At 62.7% G+C, this 13724-nt stretch carries 13 protein-coding genes and 1 pseudogene; 9 read left to right on the top strand and 5 right to left on the bottom strand.

Features of this window, described 5'->3' with window-relative positions:
• Nucleotides 1-387, top strand: a 387-nt coding sequence (locus VMJ11_RS33095) for a transposase (protein ID WP_325625323.1), incomplete at its 5' end; no start/stop codon positions are given.
• A gap of 130 nt (nt 388-517) precedes the next feature.
• A pseudogene (locus tag VMJ11_RS33100) lies at nt 518-673 on the top strand (IS5/IS1182 family transposase); the annotation flags it as partial.
• 353 nt (nt 674-1026) lie between these two features.
• Here VMJ11_RS33100 and VMJ11_RS33105 read toward each other — a convergent pair.
• A complete protein-coding gene (locus VMJ11_RS33105; RefSeq protein ID WP_325625324.1) occupies nt 1027-1512 on the bottom strand; it encodes a winged helix DNA-binding protein in 486 nt (161 codons plus the stop codon).
• A gap of 170 nt (nt 1513-1682) precedes the next feature.
• Between VMJ11_RS33105 and VMJ11_RS33110 the strand changes: the two genes are divergently transcribed.
• The 5 genes from VMJ11_RS33110 to VMJ11_RS33130 all read left to right on the top strand — a co-directional run bounded on the left by VMJ11_RS33110 (nt 1683) and on the right by VMJ11_RS33130 (nt 7603).
• Nucleotides 1683-2798 carry an LLM class flavin-dependent oxidoreductase gene (locus VMJ11_RS33110; protein ID WP_325625326.1) on the top strand — a complete coding sequence of 372 codons (1116 nt, stop codon included), beginning with the start codon at nt 1683-1685 and terminating at the stop codon, nt 2796-2798.
• Nucleotides 2776-3324, top strand: coding sequence for a flavin reductase family protein (locus VMJ11_RS33115; RefSeq protein ID WP_325625328.1), 549 nt, complete (start codon nt 2776-2778; stop codon nt 3322-3324). The genes VMJ11_RS33110 and VMJ11_RS33115 overlap by 23 nt, the downstream gene beginning before the upstream one ends.
• Before the next feature lie 143 nt (nt 3325-3467).
• Entirely contained in the window at nt 3468-5639 is a 2172-nt protein-coding gene (locus VMJ11_RS33120) for an indolepyruvate ferredoxin oxidoreductase subunit alpha (RefSeq protein ID WP_325625330.1), read from the top strand.
• 16 nt (nt 5640-5655) lie between these two features.
• Entirely contained in the window at nt 5656-7146 is a 1491-nt protein-coding gene (locus VMJ11_RS33125; protein ID WP_325625332.1) for an indolepyruvate oxidoreductase subunit beta family protein, read from the top strand.
• A gap of 31 nt (nt 7147-7177) precedes the next feature.
• Complete coding sequence (locus VMJ11_RS33130) at nt 7178-7603, top strand: thioesterase family protein (RefSeq protein ID WP_325625334.1); 426 nt, start codon at nt 7178-7180, stop codon at nt 7601-7603.
• A gap of 21 nt (nt 7604-7624) precedes the next feature.
• Here the strand turns inward: VMJ11_RS33130 and VMJ11_RS33135 are convergent, their stop codons facing one another.
• The gene (locus tag VMJ11_RS33135; protein WP_325625342.1) at nt 7625-8074 is read right to left on the bottom strand and encodes a MarR family transcriptional regulator; all 450 of its coding nucleotides are present in this window, start codon (nt 8072-8074) and stop codon (nt 7625-7627) included.
• A gap of 236 nt (nt 8075-8310) precedes the next feature.
• Between VMJ11_RS33135 and VMJ11_RS33140 the strand changes: the two genes are divergently transcribed.
• Both VMJ11_RS33140 and VMJ11_RS33145 read left to right on the top strand, forming a co-directional pair.
• Nucleotides 8311-9090 (top strand): cyclase family protein, encoded by a 780-nt coding sequence (locus tag VMJ11_RS33140; RefSeq protein ID WP_325625335.1) that lies wholly within the window; start codon nt 8311-8313, stop codon nt 9088-9090.
• A gap of 113 nt (nt 9091-9203) precedes the next feature.
• Nucleotides 9204-10310 carry a porin gene (locus tag VMJ11_RS33145; protein ID WP_325625337.1) on the top strand — a complete coding sequence of 369 codons (1107 nt, stop codon included), beginning with the start codon at nt 9204-9206 and terminating at the stop codon, nt 10308-10310.
• 151 nt (nt 10311-10461) lie between these two features.
• Here the strand turns inward: VMJ11_RS33145 and VMJ11_RS33150 are convergent, their stop codons facing one another.
• The 3 genes from VMJ11_RS33150 to VMJ11_RS33160 form a co-directional block, all read right to left on the bottom strand.
• Entirely contained in the window at nt 10462-11832 is a 1371-nt protein-coding gene (locus VMJ11_RS33150) for an MFS transporter (protein WP_325625338.1), read from the bottom strand.
• Nucleotides 11833-11923: 91 nt separating this feature from the next.
• The gene (locus tag VMJ11_RS33155; RefSeq protein ID WP_325625339.1) at nt 11924-12352 is read right to left on the bottom strand and encodes a YybH family protein; all 429 of its coding nucleotides are present in this window, start codon (nt 12350-12352) and stop codon (nt 11924-11926) included.
• Between the two features lie 52 nt (nt 12353-12404).
• The gene (locus VMJ11_RS33160; protein ID WP_325625341.1) at nt 12405-13154 is read right to left on the bottom strand and encodes a GntR family transcriptional regulator; all 750 of its coding nucleotides are present in this window, start codon (nt 13152-13154) and stop codon (nt 12405-12407) included.
• Nucleotides 13155-13724: the final 570 nt, after the last annotated feature.

Here is a 13724-nt window from a genome sequence, read left to right on the forward strand (position 1 = left end):
CGCTGTGCTTCCCGCGCAGCGCGGACAGGCGAGGCCTGCGAAGAGCAATGGTTGCTCGTCGAGTGGCCCAAGGAAGAGCTCGAGCCGACCAGATACTTCCTCAGCACGTTGCCGGCTGACACGCCGATCAAGGAACTCGTGAGACTGGCAAAACTGCGCTGGCGCATTGAGCGCGATTATCAAGAACTCAAGCAGGAGCTCGGCCTGGGGCATTTCGAGGGACGCAGCTGGCGCGGCTTTCATCACCACGCGACGCTGTGCATAGCGGCTTATGGCTTTCTTGTCACTGAACGCCTGGTGGTTCAAAAAAAAACTCCAGCCCATCGGTTACCTCGCGAAGTGTCTTCCTTACCCGAAGGCTTCCGGCCCCGGGGCGCCCCTGCGTAAGCAGCGACACGTGCCAGATTCCATTACGACTTTGCGATTGGAGCTTGCGGCAGCGCTACTTTCCCGCCTTGAGCGGTGCCCGTGCTGCGGCCGCGAAACCGAATAATTTGTTAACACAGTCGTACTAGTCCGTTGGGTTGTCGAGCGAACACACGCCTGGTTGCATCATTTCCGTCGTCTAGGTATTCGCTTCGAACGTCGCGCTGACATCCACGAAGCGTTCCTCAAACTCGGCTGTTGCTTGACCTGCTGGAACACTCTTCAGCGTGTTCAGCCGTCTTTATGAAACCGTCTCTAACTAAGTCGCGGCGCGTATCAAGGCGCCTGGAAAACCCGGGACGGCACGCCACGGGTGTTGCTGCTGTGCGTGCCAACCCATCTCGCCCCCTGGCTTGCCCGCACGACTGCCAGCCCTCCTGCCGCCGCAACCGCGACCAACAGCGCTCGCACCCAGGCTACGAACCCCTCCTGAGGCGCCATGACGGCATGGTGTTTTCCCTGAGCCGAAATCGGTTGCGGCCAAAAATCGGCTGCTCTACGATTCGATCAAATAAAGATTCAATGTGAAAACCGATCTAAAGGGTTTGAATCAGGATGCGATGGCGTGCCAGATGGACTGTATCGCGGCGTGGCGTTGAACTAGCGCCGCCGATGGAAGGTCGTGACCTCTCGCGTGGCGGATTCATAGACGCGCTCCATCTGCTCGAGGCACGCGGTGGCGGCGGCAGCAGCGGACTTGATGCCTGACGCGGCCTCGGCCATCTTGAGCAGCACCGCGCTGCGTAGCTCTGCGTATTGTTCGCACACGCGCGCGCCTTCCTTTGTCGTCGTGTAGTACACCCCGGTGCGTGCCGTTCCGCTTTTCTCGACAAGACCGGCCTTTATCAGTTTGCGTAGTTCGTACTGCATATTAGCTACGTCCTGCCGGTTGGTCATGTGCAGTAGATCGCGAATGGTCTTGGGCCGTTCGTGCATGTAGATGATGTGCACGAGCGCGTTTTCTTGTCCGCTTAGCGTGACGCCGGTGACGGCCGCCATGCATTCGGACTGCCAGCGCGAAAATGATTGATCGAGCCGCATGACGGCGTATTCGAGGTCGGTGATCTCGACGCCGAAGTCGTCCATGGCGAGGTGCCAGCGATGTTCGGCAGCGGCAGTGTGTTTTGGGGTTCTGCGTGATTTTTCGGTCATTGCGGAATCGCGCGGTTGCGGCCTGTGCCGTCGACTGGTTGGGGGAGCAGGGCAGCCGCGAGGCGGCCCGTCGTGTAGACAAATTTTACTGCGACAGGATTGACATGAGACGAATTCTGAACACGAAGGATTTCATTCTCGGCACGTTCGCGACGAACTGCTCGGGCGGAATGTCGGTGACGAAAATCGGCGAACGCTGGGACAACTCCTGGGAGAACAACGAAAAGCTTGCCGTCATGCTGGATGAGGCCGGCATCGATTTCATGCTGCCCATTGCGCGCTGGATCGGCTACGGCGGTGAGACGGACTTCCACGGCGCGGTGCTCGAGACGATGACGTGGGCCGCGGGCCTGCTTGCGAAAACGCGCAATCTCACGGTGTTCGCGACGATACACACGGCGGCCAACCATCCCGTGGTCGTGGCCAAGCAGATCGCCACGCTCGACCAGATCGGCGCCGGCCGCGCCGGGTTGAACATCGTGGCCGGCTGGAACCGGCCGGAATACGAGGCGCTTGGGCTGCCGCTCGCAGCGGGCCACGACAAGCGCTATGCGTACGCGCAGGAGTGGTTCGACGTGGTGCAGAAAATCTGGACCCACGAAGGACCGTTCAACTGGGCGGGCGAGAACTTCCAGTTGAAGAATGTGTACGGGCTGCCCCGGCCGTGGAACGGCGAGCGTCCGCCCATCCTGAACGCGGCGGGTTCGGGCGAGGGGCGCGACTTCGCGATCGGCAACGCGAATTTCCTGTTCACGCCCGCGATCGATCTCGAGCGTTCGCGCACGGAAGTGGCCGAACTGAAGCAGAAAGCCGTCGCGGCGAACAAGGCGGTGAACGTCCTGACCTTCTCGCACGTGGTCTGCCGCCCGACCGAGGAGGAGGCGCGCCAATACCTCCAGTATTTCGCCCAGGACAACGCGGACTGGGGCGCGGTCGACAACCTCGTGGCACTTCAGTTCGCGAATGCGCATTCGTTCCCGCACGACCTGCTCGCGCTGATCCGCGACCGGATGGCTGCCGGGCATGGAGGCTTCCCGCTCGTGGGCACGCCGCAGCAGGTCGCATCGGGCCTCATTTCGCTTGCCGAAGTGGGCTTCAAGGGCACGACGCTCTCGTTCGTGGACTACGTGAAGGAGTTCCCGTACTTCCGGGACACGGTGCTGCCTATCCTGGAGGCACACGGGCTGCGCAGCCCGCGTGAGACGCGCCGTGCGGCCTGAGGACAGGGACGCCGCCGCGGCGTTGAGCGGCCGCTTCGTGCAGGCCATGCGCGGGTTCGCGGGCGCAGTCTGCGTCGTGACCGTTGCGGATGGCGACGAACGCAGCGGCTTCACGGCCACCTCCGTATCGTCGTTCTCGGCCGAGCCGCCCATGGTGGTGGCGTCGCTGAAGGCGACCAGTTCGTCGGCGGGGCTACTGGAGCGCACGCGGCGCTTCGGCGTGAACCTGCTGCGCGCCGAGCAGCGCGCGATCGCCGAACGCTTCACGGGCTTTCGCGGCGAGCAGGGCGAGGCGCGCTACGGCGACGACGAATGGCTGCAGATGACGCCGAACGGCGCGCCGCTGCTGGCGGATAGCGTCGTGGCCATCGATTGCGAGGTGGAGGAACTGCTCGTGCGCCACGGGCACCTTCTCGTGATCGGACGCGTGCGCGCCGTGGTGCGTGACGAGTCTGTGCCGCGCCCGCTCGTCTACTGGCGGGGGCAGTACACCGCGCCGGCCGGACCGCTCGCAGCCGCGGGCTGAGGTATCCGGTTGCGTCCCGGGAAAGAAGGCCGATCCGCAGGGTTAACTATGATTATGGAAATGTTTATATGTAAAGTAAAATGATATCGATGCGCGACGAGTACGCGTCGTGCGCCACGGTAAGACAACGTAAAAGGACGGTCATGGCAGAGCGGTCGTTTGTCGAGGAAGTGAAAAAGCTGCGTCTGGGCGCGGGCGAGGTATTCAGCGGCGAGGGCATTCTTGCGGTGACCAAGGCGCTGCTGGAATCGGGTGTGGCCTACGTGGCGGGCTATCAGGGCGCTCCCATTTCGCACCTCATGGACGTGCTGGCCGACGCCCAGGACATTCTGGGCGACCACGGCATCCGCTTCGAGAACAGCGCGAGCGAAGCCACGGCGGCCGCGTCGCTAGCCGCCTCGGTCAACTACCCGCTGCGCGGCGCCGTGACCTTCAAGGCGACGGTGGGCACCAACGTGGCCTCGGATGCGCTCGCCAATCTCGCTTCGGGCGGTGTGACGGGGGGCGCGCTGATCATCGTCGGCGAGGACTATGGTGAAGGCTCGTCGATCATGCAGGAGCGCAGCCACGCCTTCGCGATGAAATCGCAGATCTGGCTGCTCGATCCGCGCCCGAATCTGCCGTGCATCGTGCAGGCCGTCAAGGACGGCTTCGATCTCTCCGAGGCGAGCAGCACGCCAGTCATGCTGCAATTGCGCATCCGCGCATGCCACGTGCATGGCCGGTTCATCGCTTCGGACAACCGACGTTCGGCGTTCACGATCAAGGACGCCCTCGAAAACCCGGCTCGCGACGTGAATCGCATCGTGCTGCCGCCCGCGAGCTTCCTGCACGAGCGCGAAAAAATCCACGAGCGTTGGCCCGCCGCCGTGAAGTTCATCGAATCGCGTCAACTGAACGAGTTCTTCGCGCCCGGCACGCGCGATATCGGCATCGCAGTACAGGGCGGCAGCTACAACACGGTACTGCGCTCGCTGGAGCGGCTCGGCCTGGCCGACGTCTATGGCGAATCGCAGATTCCCCTTTACGTCATGAATGTCGCGTACCCGCTCATCGATTCCGAATGGGAGCGCTTCTGTGCGGGCAAGCGCGCGGTGCTCGTGATCGAGGAAGGGCAGCCGAACTTCGTCGAGCAGAACGCGAGTGCCATCCTGCGCCAGCGCGGCGTGACGGCCGAGTTGCACGGCAAGGACATGTTGCCGCTCGCGGGCGAATACAACGCCGCGACCGTGACGAAAGGCCTGCGTGCGTTCTTCGAGCGCTACGGCGTGCTTGCGCCGCAGCCGGCGCCGCGCAAGGTGATTCCGGTGCTGGCCGCGCCTGTCGAGTCGCCGCTTGCGGCCGATGCGTTGCCCGCGCTCGATGACCACGTGCACGCGCGGCCGCCGGGCTTCTGCACCGGCTGTCCCGAACGGCCGATCTTCACGGCAATGAAGCTGCTGGAGCGCGAGATCGGGCCGCATCATGTGAGTGCCGATATCGGCTGCCATCTGTTCTCGATCCTGCCGCCGTTCAACCTGGGCGCGACGACGATGGGCTACGGGCTCGGCAGCGCGAGCGCGGCTGCGCTGAACGCGCCGGCTGGAAAACGTGCGATCTCGGTGATGGGCGATGGCGGGTTCTGGCACAACGGCCTCACGAGCGGCATCGCCAACGCGGTGTTCAACAAGAGCGACAACCTGACGGTCGTGGTCGATAACAGCTATACGTCGGCAACGGGCGGGCAGGACATTCTCTCTTCGAAAGCGCTCAACCCGACGCGCAGCACGGGCCACGAAATCGAAGAGGCCGTGCGCGGCGTGGGCGTGAAATGGGTCAGGACGGTGCGGCGCACCTATGATTTGAAGGCCATGAAAGCGACGCTCAAGGAAGCGCTGACGACGGCCACGAAGGGTCCGAAAGTGCTGATCGCGCAAAGCGAGTGCATGCTGAACAAGCAGCGACGCGAGAAGCCGAAGCAGCGCAAGGCGATTGCGGCTGGTGAGCGCGTGGTGCGCGAGCGGTTCGGCGTCGATTCCGACACATGCACGGGCGATCATTCGTGCATCCGTCTCTCCGGCTGCCCGTCGCTGTCGATCAAGCCCAACCCCGACCCATTGCGTATCGACCCGGTGGCGAGCGTGTTGGAGAGCTGCGTGGGCTGCGGCCTGTGCGGCGAAGTCTCGCATGCGGCTGTGCTCTGTCCGTCGTTCTATCGCGCGCAGATCATCAGCAATCCTACTCGAATGGACAAGCTGAAGCAGCGCGTACGCAGCACGGTGATCGGCTGGTTGCAGCGCCGCGCCGCTCAACGCCGAGCGCGCTACGCATTCTGATTCCGGGAATAACACGATGAAAGCACAACCGATCAAGATCGCCATTCTCGCCATGGGCGGCGAGGGCGGTGGCGTCCTCGCGGACTGGATCGTCGATCTCGGCGAGCACAACGGCTACCACGCACAGACCACGTCGGTGCCCGGCGTCGCGCAGCGCACCGGCGCGACCATCTACTATGTCGAGCTGTTCCCGCGCGAGGAAGGCGAAAGCCGCGTGCCCGTGCTGGCGCTGATGCCGCTGCCCGGCGACGTGGACGTGGTGCTGGCCTCCGAGCTGATGGAAGCAGGGCGTGCGGTGCAGCGCGGCCTCGTGACGCCCGAGCGCACGACGCTCGTTTCATCCACGCATCGCGTCTATTCGATCGCCGAAAAAGCCGCGATGGGCGATGGCCGCGTCGACAGCGAAGCGCTCATTACGCATGCGGCCCAGGCCGCCAAACGTTTCGTGCGCTTCGACATGGCGGAGGCCGCGCAAGCGAGCGGCAGCGTGATCAGCGCCGTGTTGTTCGGCGCGCTGGCCGGTACGGGCGTGCTGCCGTTCAGCGCGGGCCAGTTCGAAGCGACGATCGAGCGCGGTGGCGTCGGCGTCAAGCCAAGCCTGCGCGCGTTTGGCCTCGCATACGAGCGCGCCCGCGTGGAGGAAGCGCCCGACACGACAAGCGCAATCGACGATATCGAACCCGCGCCGCGCGATGCCGAGGTGGCACGACTCGTCGAACGCGTACGCAAGGAGTGGCCGAGCGCGGTCCAGCCAATTGCGCTCGAAGGTGTGCGCCGCTTGATCGACTATCAGGATCCCGCCTACGCGAGCCTGTATCTGGATCGTCTCGCCGAGCTGCGCCGCGCGTTGCCCGATACGCAGACCTTGCTGTTGTGCGAGAGTGCGCGTCACCTCGCGCTATGGATGTCGTATGAGGACACGATTCGCGTAGCAGACCTGAAGACGCGCGGCACACGCTTTGAACGCGTACGCAGCGAGGTGCACGCGCAAGCCGGCCAACTACTGGCGATCAACGAGTTCATGCATCCACGGCTCGAGGAAATTTGCGAGACGCTGCCGGCGGGCCTTGGCCGCTGGCTTGCGCGGCCGCACTGGATTCATCGGCTTGTGCGGCGTTGCACGCAGTCGGGGCGCGTCGTCAAGACCAGTTCGCTACGCGGCTACTTGATGCTCTATGCCGTGGCGAGCCTGCGCGGCATGCGCCGCCGCACGCTGCGTTACGAACTGGAAAACGCGCGAATCGAAGCCTGGCTCGCGCAGATCGTGACTACGTCGAAGCACAATCCCGCGCTTGCCGCCGAAGTCGCGCAGTGCCAGCGGCTCGTGAAGGGCTACAGCGATACGCATGCGCGCGGCCTCAAAAACTACCAGACAGTGATGGCCGCCGTTCAAAAGGCGGGCGCGCGGCTGGCTCCCGCGACGCTGCGCGAGTTGCGTGATGCCGCGCTGGCCGACGAGCACGGCCACAAGCTGCAAGCGGCACTGGTTCGCCACGCGCTGGCCTGAGCCACGAACGAGCACAGAGGGAGCGAAGGGCATGACCGACCATACTTTCAGACGCAAACACAAGATCCACTTTTCCGAGTGCGATCCTGCGGGGATCGTGTTCTATCCGCAGTATTTCGTGTTGTTCAACGACCTGATCGAGTCGTGGATCGACGAGTTGCTGCCGCAGGGTTATCACGGCTTGATCGGCGCGCAGCGCGTGGGCATGCCCACGGTGCATCTCGAGGTGGATTTCAAGGCGGTCAGCAAGATGGGCGATACGGTGTGGCTTTCGCTCGAGGTGGAACGCATCGGCCAGAAGTCGCTCACACTCGCGTGGGCGTGCTCGGGCGGCGATGGCGCGGTGCGGATGGCCGCGCGCCAGACCATCGTGACGACTTCACTCGACACACATGCATCGATCGCGATTCCGGACGACCTGAGAGCCGCCATCGAGCGTTCGCCGATGGCAGCTTGAGGCGAAATCGACGTGCGTGGATCAGGCTGCCGGGCGATGCAATTCGAGCAGGAGGCGCAGCGTGGCCTTCAACTCGTCGGCTTTCGCCTTGCCTAGTGGCGCCAGCACCCGGTCTTCATGCGCCTTGGCCTGCTTGATCAACGCGGATACGAGCTTTTGTCCCTGAGGCGTGATGCGTACCAGCGTGACGCGACGGTCGGTCTCGTGCGCAATGCGTTTCACGTACCCCTGTGCTTCCATGCGGTCGAGCAGGCGCGTGACGGTGGGCTGCTTCGTAACGGAGGCCTGTGCGAGGTGGCCGATGCTGACCGCTTTGCCGTCCGAGAGCGTGGACAGGACACGCCAGTCCGAAATTTCGAAACCGGCTGACTGGACGATGACGTGAAATTCGCCGGAGATCAGCTGGCTGACCTGTGCGAGCAATGCAGGGGTGTAGTTGTCGACAAAACTGCTGACCGGAGTTTGGCTCATACGTGGAAAACAGTGGAAGACGCTTGTAATTGAATGGGGTTGCATCCGCGGAAACGCAAACATACCACGGTGGCGAATCCGTCTTCTATACGGCCGCCAGTGAAAAGGGGCTAACCATGATTATGAATGAATTTATGCCTAAAGATAATCTGACGTAAGCAGGCCGGGCGCCAGCCGCGATGCGACGACTCGCACCGCATGGCAACGACGATTGATTCAAGAACGGAGAGCAGAACATGACGAGCAGTCTGGAGCAACTGACCATCGATCTGGCGAGCGGCCGCGTGCGTGTCGTGGACCTGACGCAAACGCTGTCGCCGGAATTTCCGGCCCTGCAACTGCCGCCGCAGTTCGGCCAGGTCTGGGCGTTCAAGATGGAAAAGATCAGTCAGTACGATGAACAAGGTCCGGGCTGGTACTGGAACAACTTCTCCTGCGGCGAACACACCGGCACGCATTTCGACGCCCCGGTGCACTGGGTGACAGGCAAGGACCACGCCCAGAACGCCGTGGACACCATCGATGTGAAGCACTTCATCGCGCCGGCCGTCGTGATCGACGCAAGCGCGGAGGTCTCGGCCAATCCGGACTGGCTGCTCACCGTCGCATTCCTCGAAGCATGGGAAACGAAGCATGGCCGCATCCCGGCTGGCGCGTGGGTGCTGCTGCGTTCTGACTGGTCGAAACGCACCGATCCCGCGGCTTTCCTGAACCTGCGCGAGGACGGTGCGCACACGCCGGGGCCGACGCAGGAGGCGGTGGAATGGCTGATTCACGAGCGCGAGGTGCATGGCTTCGGCGTCGAGACGATCAATACCGATGCGGGTCAGTCCTATGCGTGGCCCGTACCGTATCCGTGCCATACGCTGATGCATGGATCGAACCGCTATGGCTTGCAGTGCCTGAAGAATCTCGACCAGTTGCCCGCCACGGGCGCGGTCATCGTTTCGGCGCCGCTGAAAATCCAGGCAGGTTCGGGCAGCCCGCTGCGCGTGCTCGCACTGGTGCACGAATAAGCCGTTGAACGCGCTCCGTAATGGGGCGCGTCTCACCTCATCGAATGGTCGATGGGTGGTGCTGCAATAATTAATTCGGATAACGAAATAATATCGTGAAGTGGAGATCGCCGATGAAGAGGGAATATGCGCTTGCCGTGGCCATTGGCCTCGCGGCACCGATCGTGCACGCGCAGAGCAGTGTCACCGTGTTCGGCTTGCTGGATGCGGGCGTGTCGTACATCAGCAATCAGGGCGGCAAGCCGAACTGGCAGATGGCCGATGGCATTGCCGTGCCGAACCTGTTCGGCATGATGGGCACGGAAGACCTGGGCGGCGGATTGTCGGCGAAATTTCGCCTCGTCAACCAGTTCTCGTTGGGCAACGGTTCGATCATCGCCTCGCCCAGCAATAGCTCGATGACGAGCGGCGGTTTGTTCGCCCGCGAAGCTTGGGTGGGTCTTTCCAGCGACCGTTTCGGCAGCCTGACGATGGGCCGCCAGCAGGACTTCATGGTCGACACGCTGCTCGCCGATGTGGGCGCGGACTCCGCGCTTTACGTGGGCGGACTCTACAACTTCCGCGACGGCCCGTTTGCCGGCCTCGCGCTGCCCGATTCGCCGCCGAACGAGGCATACGATTTCGACCATATGGACGGTGGCGAGGCGCTGTCGAATTCGGTGAAGTACACGTCGGCTGATTATGGCGGCCTCAAGTTTGGCGGCATGTACGCTTTCGGCGGGGTTGCGGGCAACTTCAGCGAGAACAGCGCGTCGAGTTATGGTGTGAGCTATACGCGCGGACCGCTGGCCGTGGGGGCCGCTTATACGAACGTGAAATACGCGGTGCTCGAAGGCGACAGCATTCGCAACTGGGGCGCAGGCGCGCGCTACGCGCTCGGCAACGCGCTGCTCACGCTGCTCTATACGAACACGCGCAACACCCAGAACGGCGCGGCGGTACAGATGGTGGAGGCGGGTGGCACGTATCGCGTGACACCGGCTTTTGGGCTCGGTGCGAACTACATGTACATGTGGGGCAATGCGGGTGTCGACAACAACCACGCGCACCAGCTGAACGCGGTGGCGCAGTACAGTCTTTCGAAGCGCACGATGGTCTACGCAGAAACCGTATATCAGATCGCGAACGAGGGGGCGAACGCGGCCATCTGCGGCACGTTCGGGCCGTCCAGCAGCAATCATCAGTTCGTGGGGCGCGTTGGCATCCAGACGAAGTTCTGATTCCTCTTGAGGGTCGCCGCGCTCTCCTCACGGCGACCCCAGGGATGATCACGGCCCACTCGCAGCAGTTCGAGGCCCGGCAGGAAGCGGGTTCGGGTTCGGGGCCGGGCGCGGCAGCGTCGACGTTGAGGCCGAGGCTGCACGGCTGCGATCACGCAGCGGGCCTGGCGTGCCCGCCATCGCCCATTGCGTGCGGGTCGTCGTATTCGCGTGAAATGTCCTTGTTGGTGTAGTCGACCATCCACCAGGCCGAGACCAGGCTGACCACTGCGCACACGAAGATATATCCCGCGATTGCGTAGCCCGAATGGTAGTAAGCGAAGAGCGCGGTCGCGATCAGCGGTGCGGGGCCGCCGGCAATGACCGAAGCGAGCTGGTAGCCGAGCGAAGCGCCGCTGTAACGCAGGCGGCCCGTGAAGGACTCGGCAATCAAGGCGGCCTGGGGACCGTAGACCATCGCATGCGGCACCAGCGAGAGCACGATGGCCGCGAAGATCAACACGGGGTTCTTCGTGTCGACCATGGCGAAATAGAGGAACCCGAATATGCCGACGGCGGCGGCGCCTATCATGTACATCTTTCTGCGCCCGATCCGATCGGAAAGGTGCCCAAACAGCGGAATGGTGCCGAATTCGACTACCGCGGCCGCCAGCACCGCTGTCAGCAACAGGTCGCGCGACACGCCCAGTGTCGTGACACCGTACGTGAAAATGAAGGCCGTATAGAGATAGAAAGGCGCCTGCTCGGCCATGCGTACGAAGGCTGAGAGCAGAATGTCCTTCGGCTGGCGGCGCAATACTTCCAGCGTGGGTGCTTTTTCGATCCGGCGCTCGGCGAGGAGTCGTGCGAACACGGGTGTTTCGAGAATGTTCAGGCGAATGTACAGGCCTATCGCGACCAACGCGATGCTCAGGAAGAATGGAACGCGCCAGCCCCACGTAACGAAACTGCTGCCGGAAATCTCGCTCATGGCCAGTACTGCCAGGTTGGCGAGGAAAAGTCCTGCAGGCACGCCAAATTGCGGCCACGATGCCACGAACCCGCGGTGCTCATTCGTGCGGGCCCATTCCATCGACATCAGGACCGAGCCGCCCCATTCGCCGCCTACGCCCACACCTTGAATGAAGCGCAACACCGTGAGCGCGATGGCGCCCCAGATGCCGATCGTCGCGTAGGTGGGAACGAAGCCCACGGCAAACGTGGCAAGCCCCATCAGCAACAAGGTGACGATTAGCGCGGCCTTGCGGCCGATGCGGTCCCCATAGTGGCCAAAAATCGCCGCGCCTACGGGTCTTGCGACAAAGCCCACGGCATAGATCAGGAAAGCCTGCAGCGTGCCGACGAGCGGATTCGATTCCGGAAAATAAAGCTTCGCGAAAATGAGGCCGGTTACCGTGCTGTAGAGGAAAAAGTCGTACCACTCGATTGTGGTGCCGATCGTGCTGGCGACGACGGCGCGGCGCAACTGCCGCCGTGCTGTTTCATCGGAGAGGGGCATGGCCCCTGCGGGTGTGGCGGGCATTTTGGCATCCCCCAAAGAACACGGGTGATAAGTAAATAGACATTCATCACCGTGTGAAGTTCCGGAGGCGCTTGCCCGTCGACCCCCTCGATCAGCGCTTGAAAATAACCTTTGCCGTATCGAGGTCGATGGGAGAGGAGGTATGTTGGTGTGCAATCTTCCAACCGTCGCCCTTTTGCCTGAGCGTCACGGTCAGGCGATTGTCCAGCGAGCGCAATTCGGTGCCGTCCGCAGTCACCGCCTTGAATGTCACGAAGGCGTGAACGACGGCGAGGTTCTGGGCGACGATCGTCTGCGTATCGACGAAGTCCACGATAACGCGTTCGGTACACAGCGAGCCGAACCAGGACGTCACCATCTCCCGCCAGGACGCGACGCCATCGTACGACCATACCCCCCACATGTCGAAGATCAGCACGTCTTCGTCATACAGGTCGACGTACCGGTCGACGTCTTTTGCGAATACCGCGGCTTTGTAGTCGGACAAGACCTGCAGGATTGGATCGTCGAGTTTGCCCACAGTGTTTCCTCCTGAATCAGATTCCGCTTCGGCAATCAGGGTCCAGCCGGTTCTAGTCCCGGCATGGTCCGATTCGGCCCTCGAAAAGTTCGACGTGCTCATCGAATACGCGCTGCTGGCGCAGCAGTGCGTCGTCGAGGTGGGAGAGTAGCGCCTGTTCCGCCGCGTCCGGATCGTGCCGCACGAGCGATTCGAGCACCTGCTGGTGTTGCACGAGCGTCATGGCGCCTTCTTCGGGCTCGCGCGCCGTCACGTAGCGCACGCGGTCGATCGGCGCGCGCACGAGTTCGATCAACTGCAGTATCTTGGGCAGCCGTGCCGCCGCGCCCACGGCTGCATGAAATCGGTTGTCCTGACGAATGGCTTCCACGGAGTCGCCGCGTTCGACCGCGCGCCGGTGGACCTCGTGAATGTCGTGCAACGCATCGAGCTCGCGCGCCGTGATCAGCTCCGCTGCGCGACGGATGCTTGCACTTTCCAGCACGCGCCGGATCAGCGCGCCTTCCGCGAATTGCTCGCGCCGCACCGGCGCGACGAATGTGCCCGACTGCGCCGCGATGGTCACGAGTTCTTCCCGTGCGAGCTGTTGAAGCGCCTCGCGCACCGGCGTGCGCGAAATACCCAGCGTTTCGCTGAGCGCACGCTCGAAGACGACGTCGGACGGCAGTACGGCCATCGTGATGATCGCTTCGCGCAACAACTGATAGATCTGCACGGAAAGCGGCTGCGCGCGGTCCAGCGAAGCGCTGCGCGGAAGCACGCGTGCGATGAATTGCTCAGGTGCGTTACGTTCGGATTTCATCGGTTAGGGTAAACCGCATACTCAGTGGCTGAATAAAAATCTTCACAGGTTGATTCAACTAGTATATTAGTTAACCGAGGCGGCCCGTCAACGTTGTGCATCACCCTCGCCGCACGCAGACATTTCGACAAGAAAACAAGGAGACAGCAAGTGCGCTCGCACCTCGTTTTTGTGGCTTTTGGACTTCGCGCGGTCGCCCGTGCTGCGGTGGCAAACGGCAGCATCGCTTCGGCCGGGGCCTCGCTTTCAGCCAGCCATGCCGGCAACGGCTGAGTTCAGGCGCTGTTCGAGCGCTACTCAGGCGCTGATTGGTGCGCTGCACATCTAGTCCTTCCTTCCAATCATTTCGTATTGCTTACTCGTTCGGCTAGAAGAGAGCATACGGCGTCCTGATTAATCTCGCGAAGATTGCAGGTGGACGCGCCGTACAACACCAGGCAAACACCAGGCGTTCGGCCAACGGCAACGCCGTGACCTGAACATGAGGGGTATGAGCGCAAAACGATGAACCCGCACGAATACGAAATCCACGATGCACGCTTTCGCATGCTGCTGCAACCGAACGCGCAG

Origin of the sequence: Paraburkholderia sp. (genome assembly GCF_035501035.1) — a bacterium.
Taxonomy (GTDB): Bacteria; Pseudomonadota; Gammaproteobacteria; order Burkholderiales; family Burkholderiaceae; genus Paraburkholderia.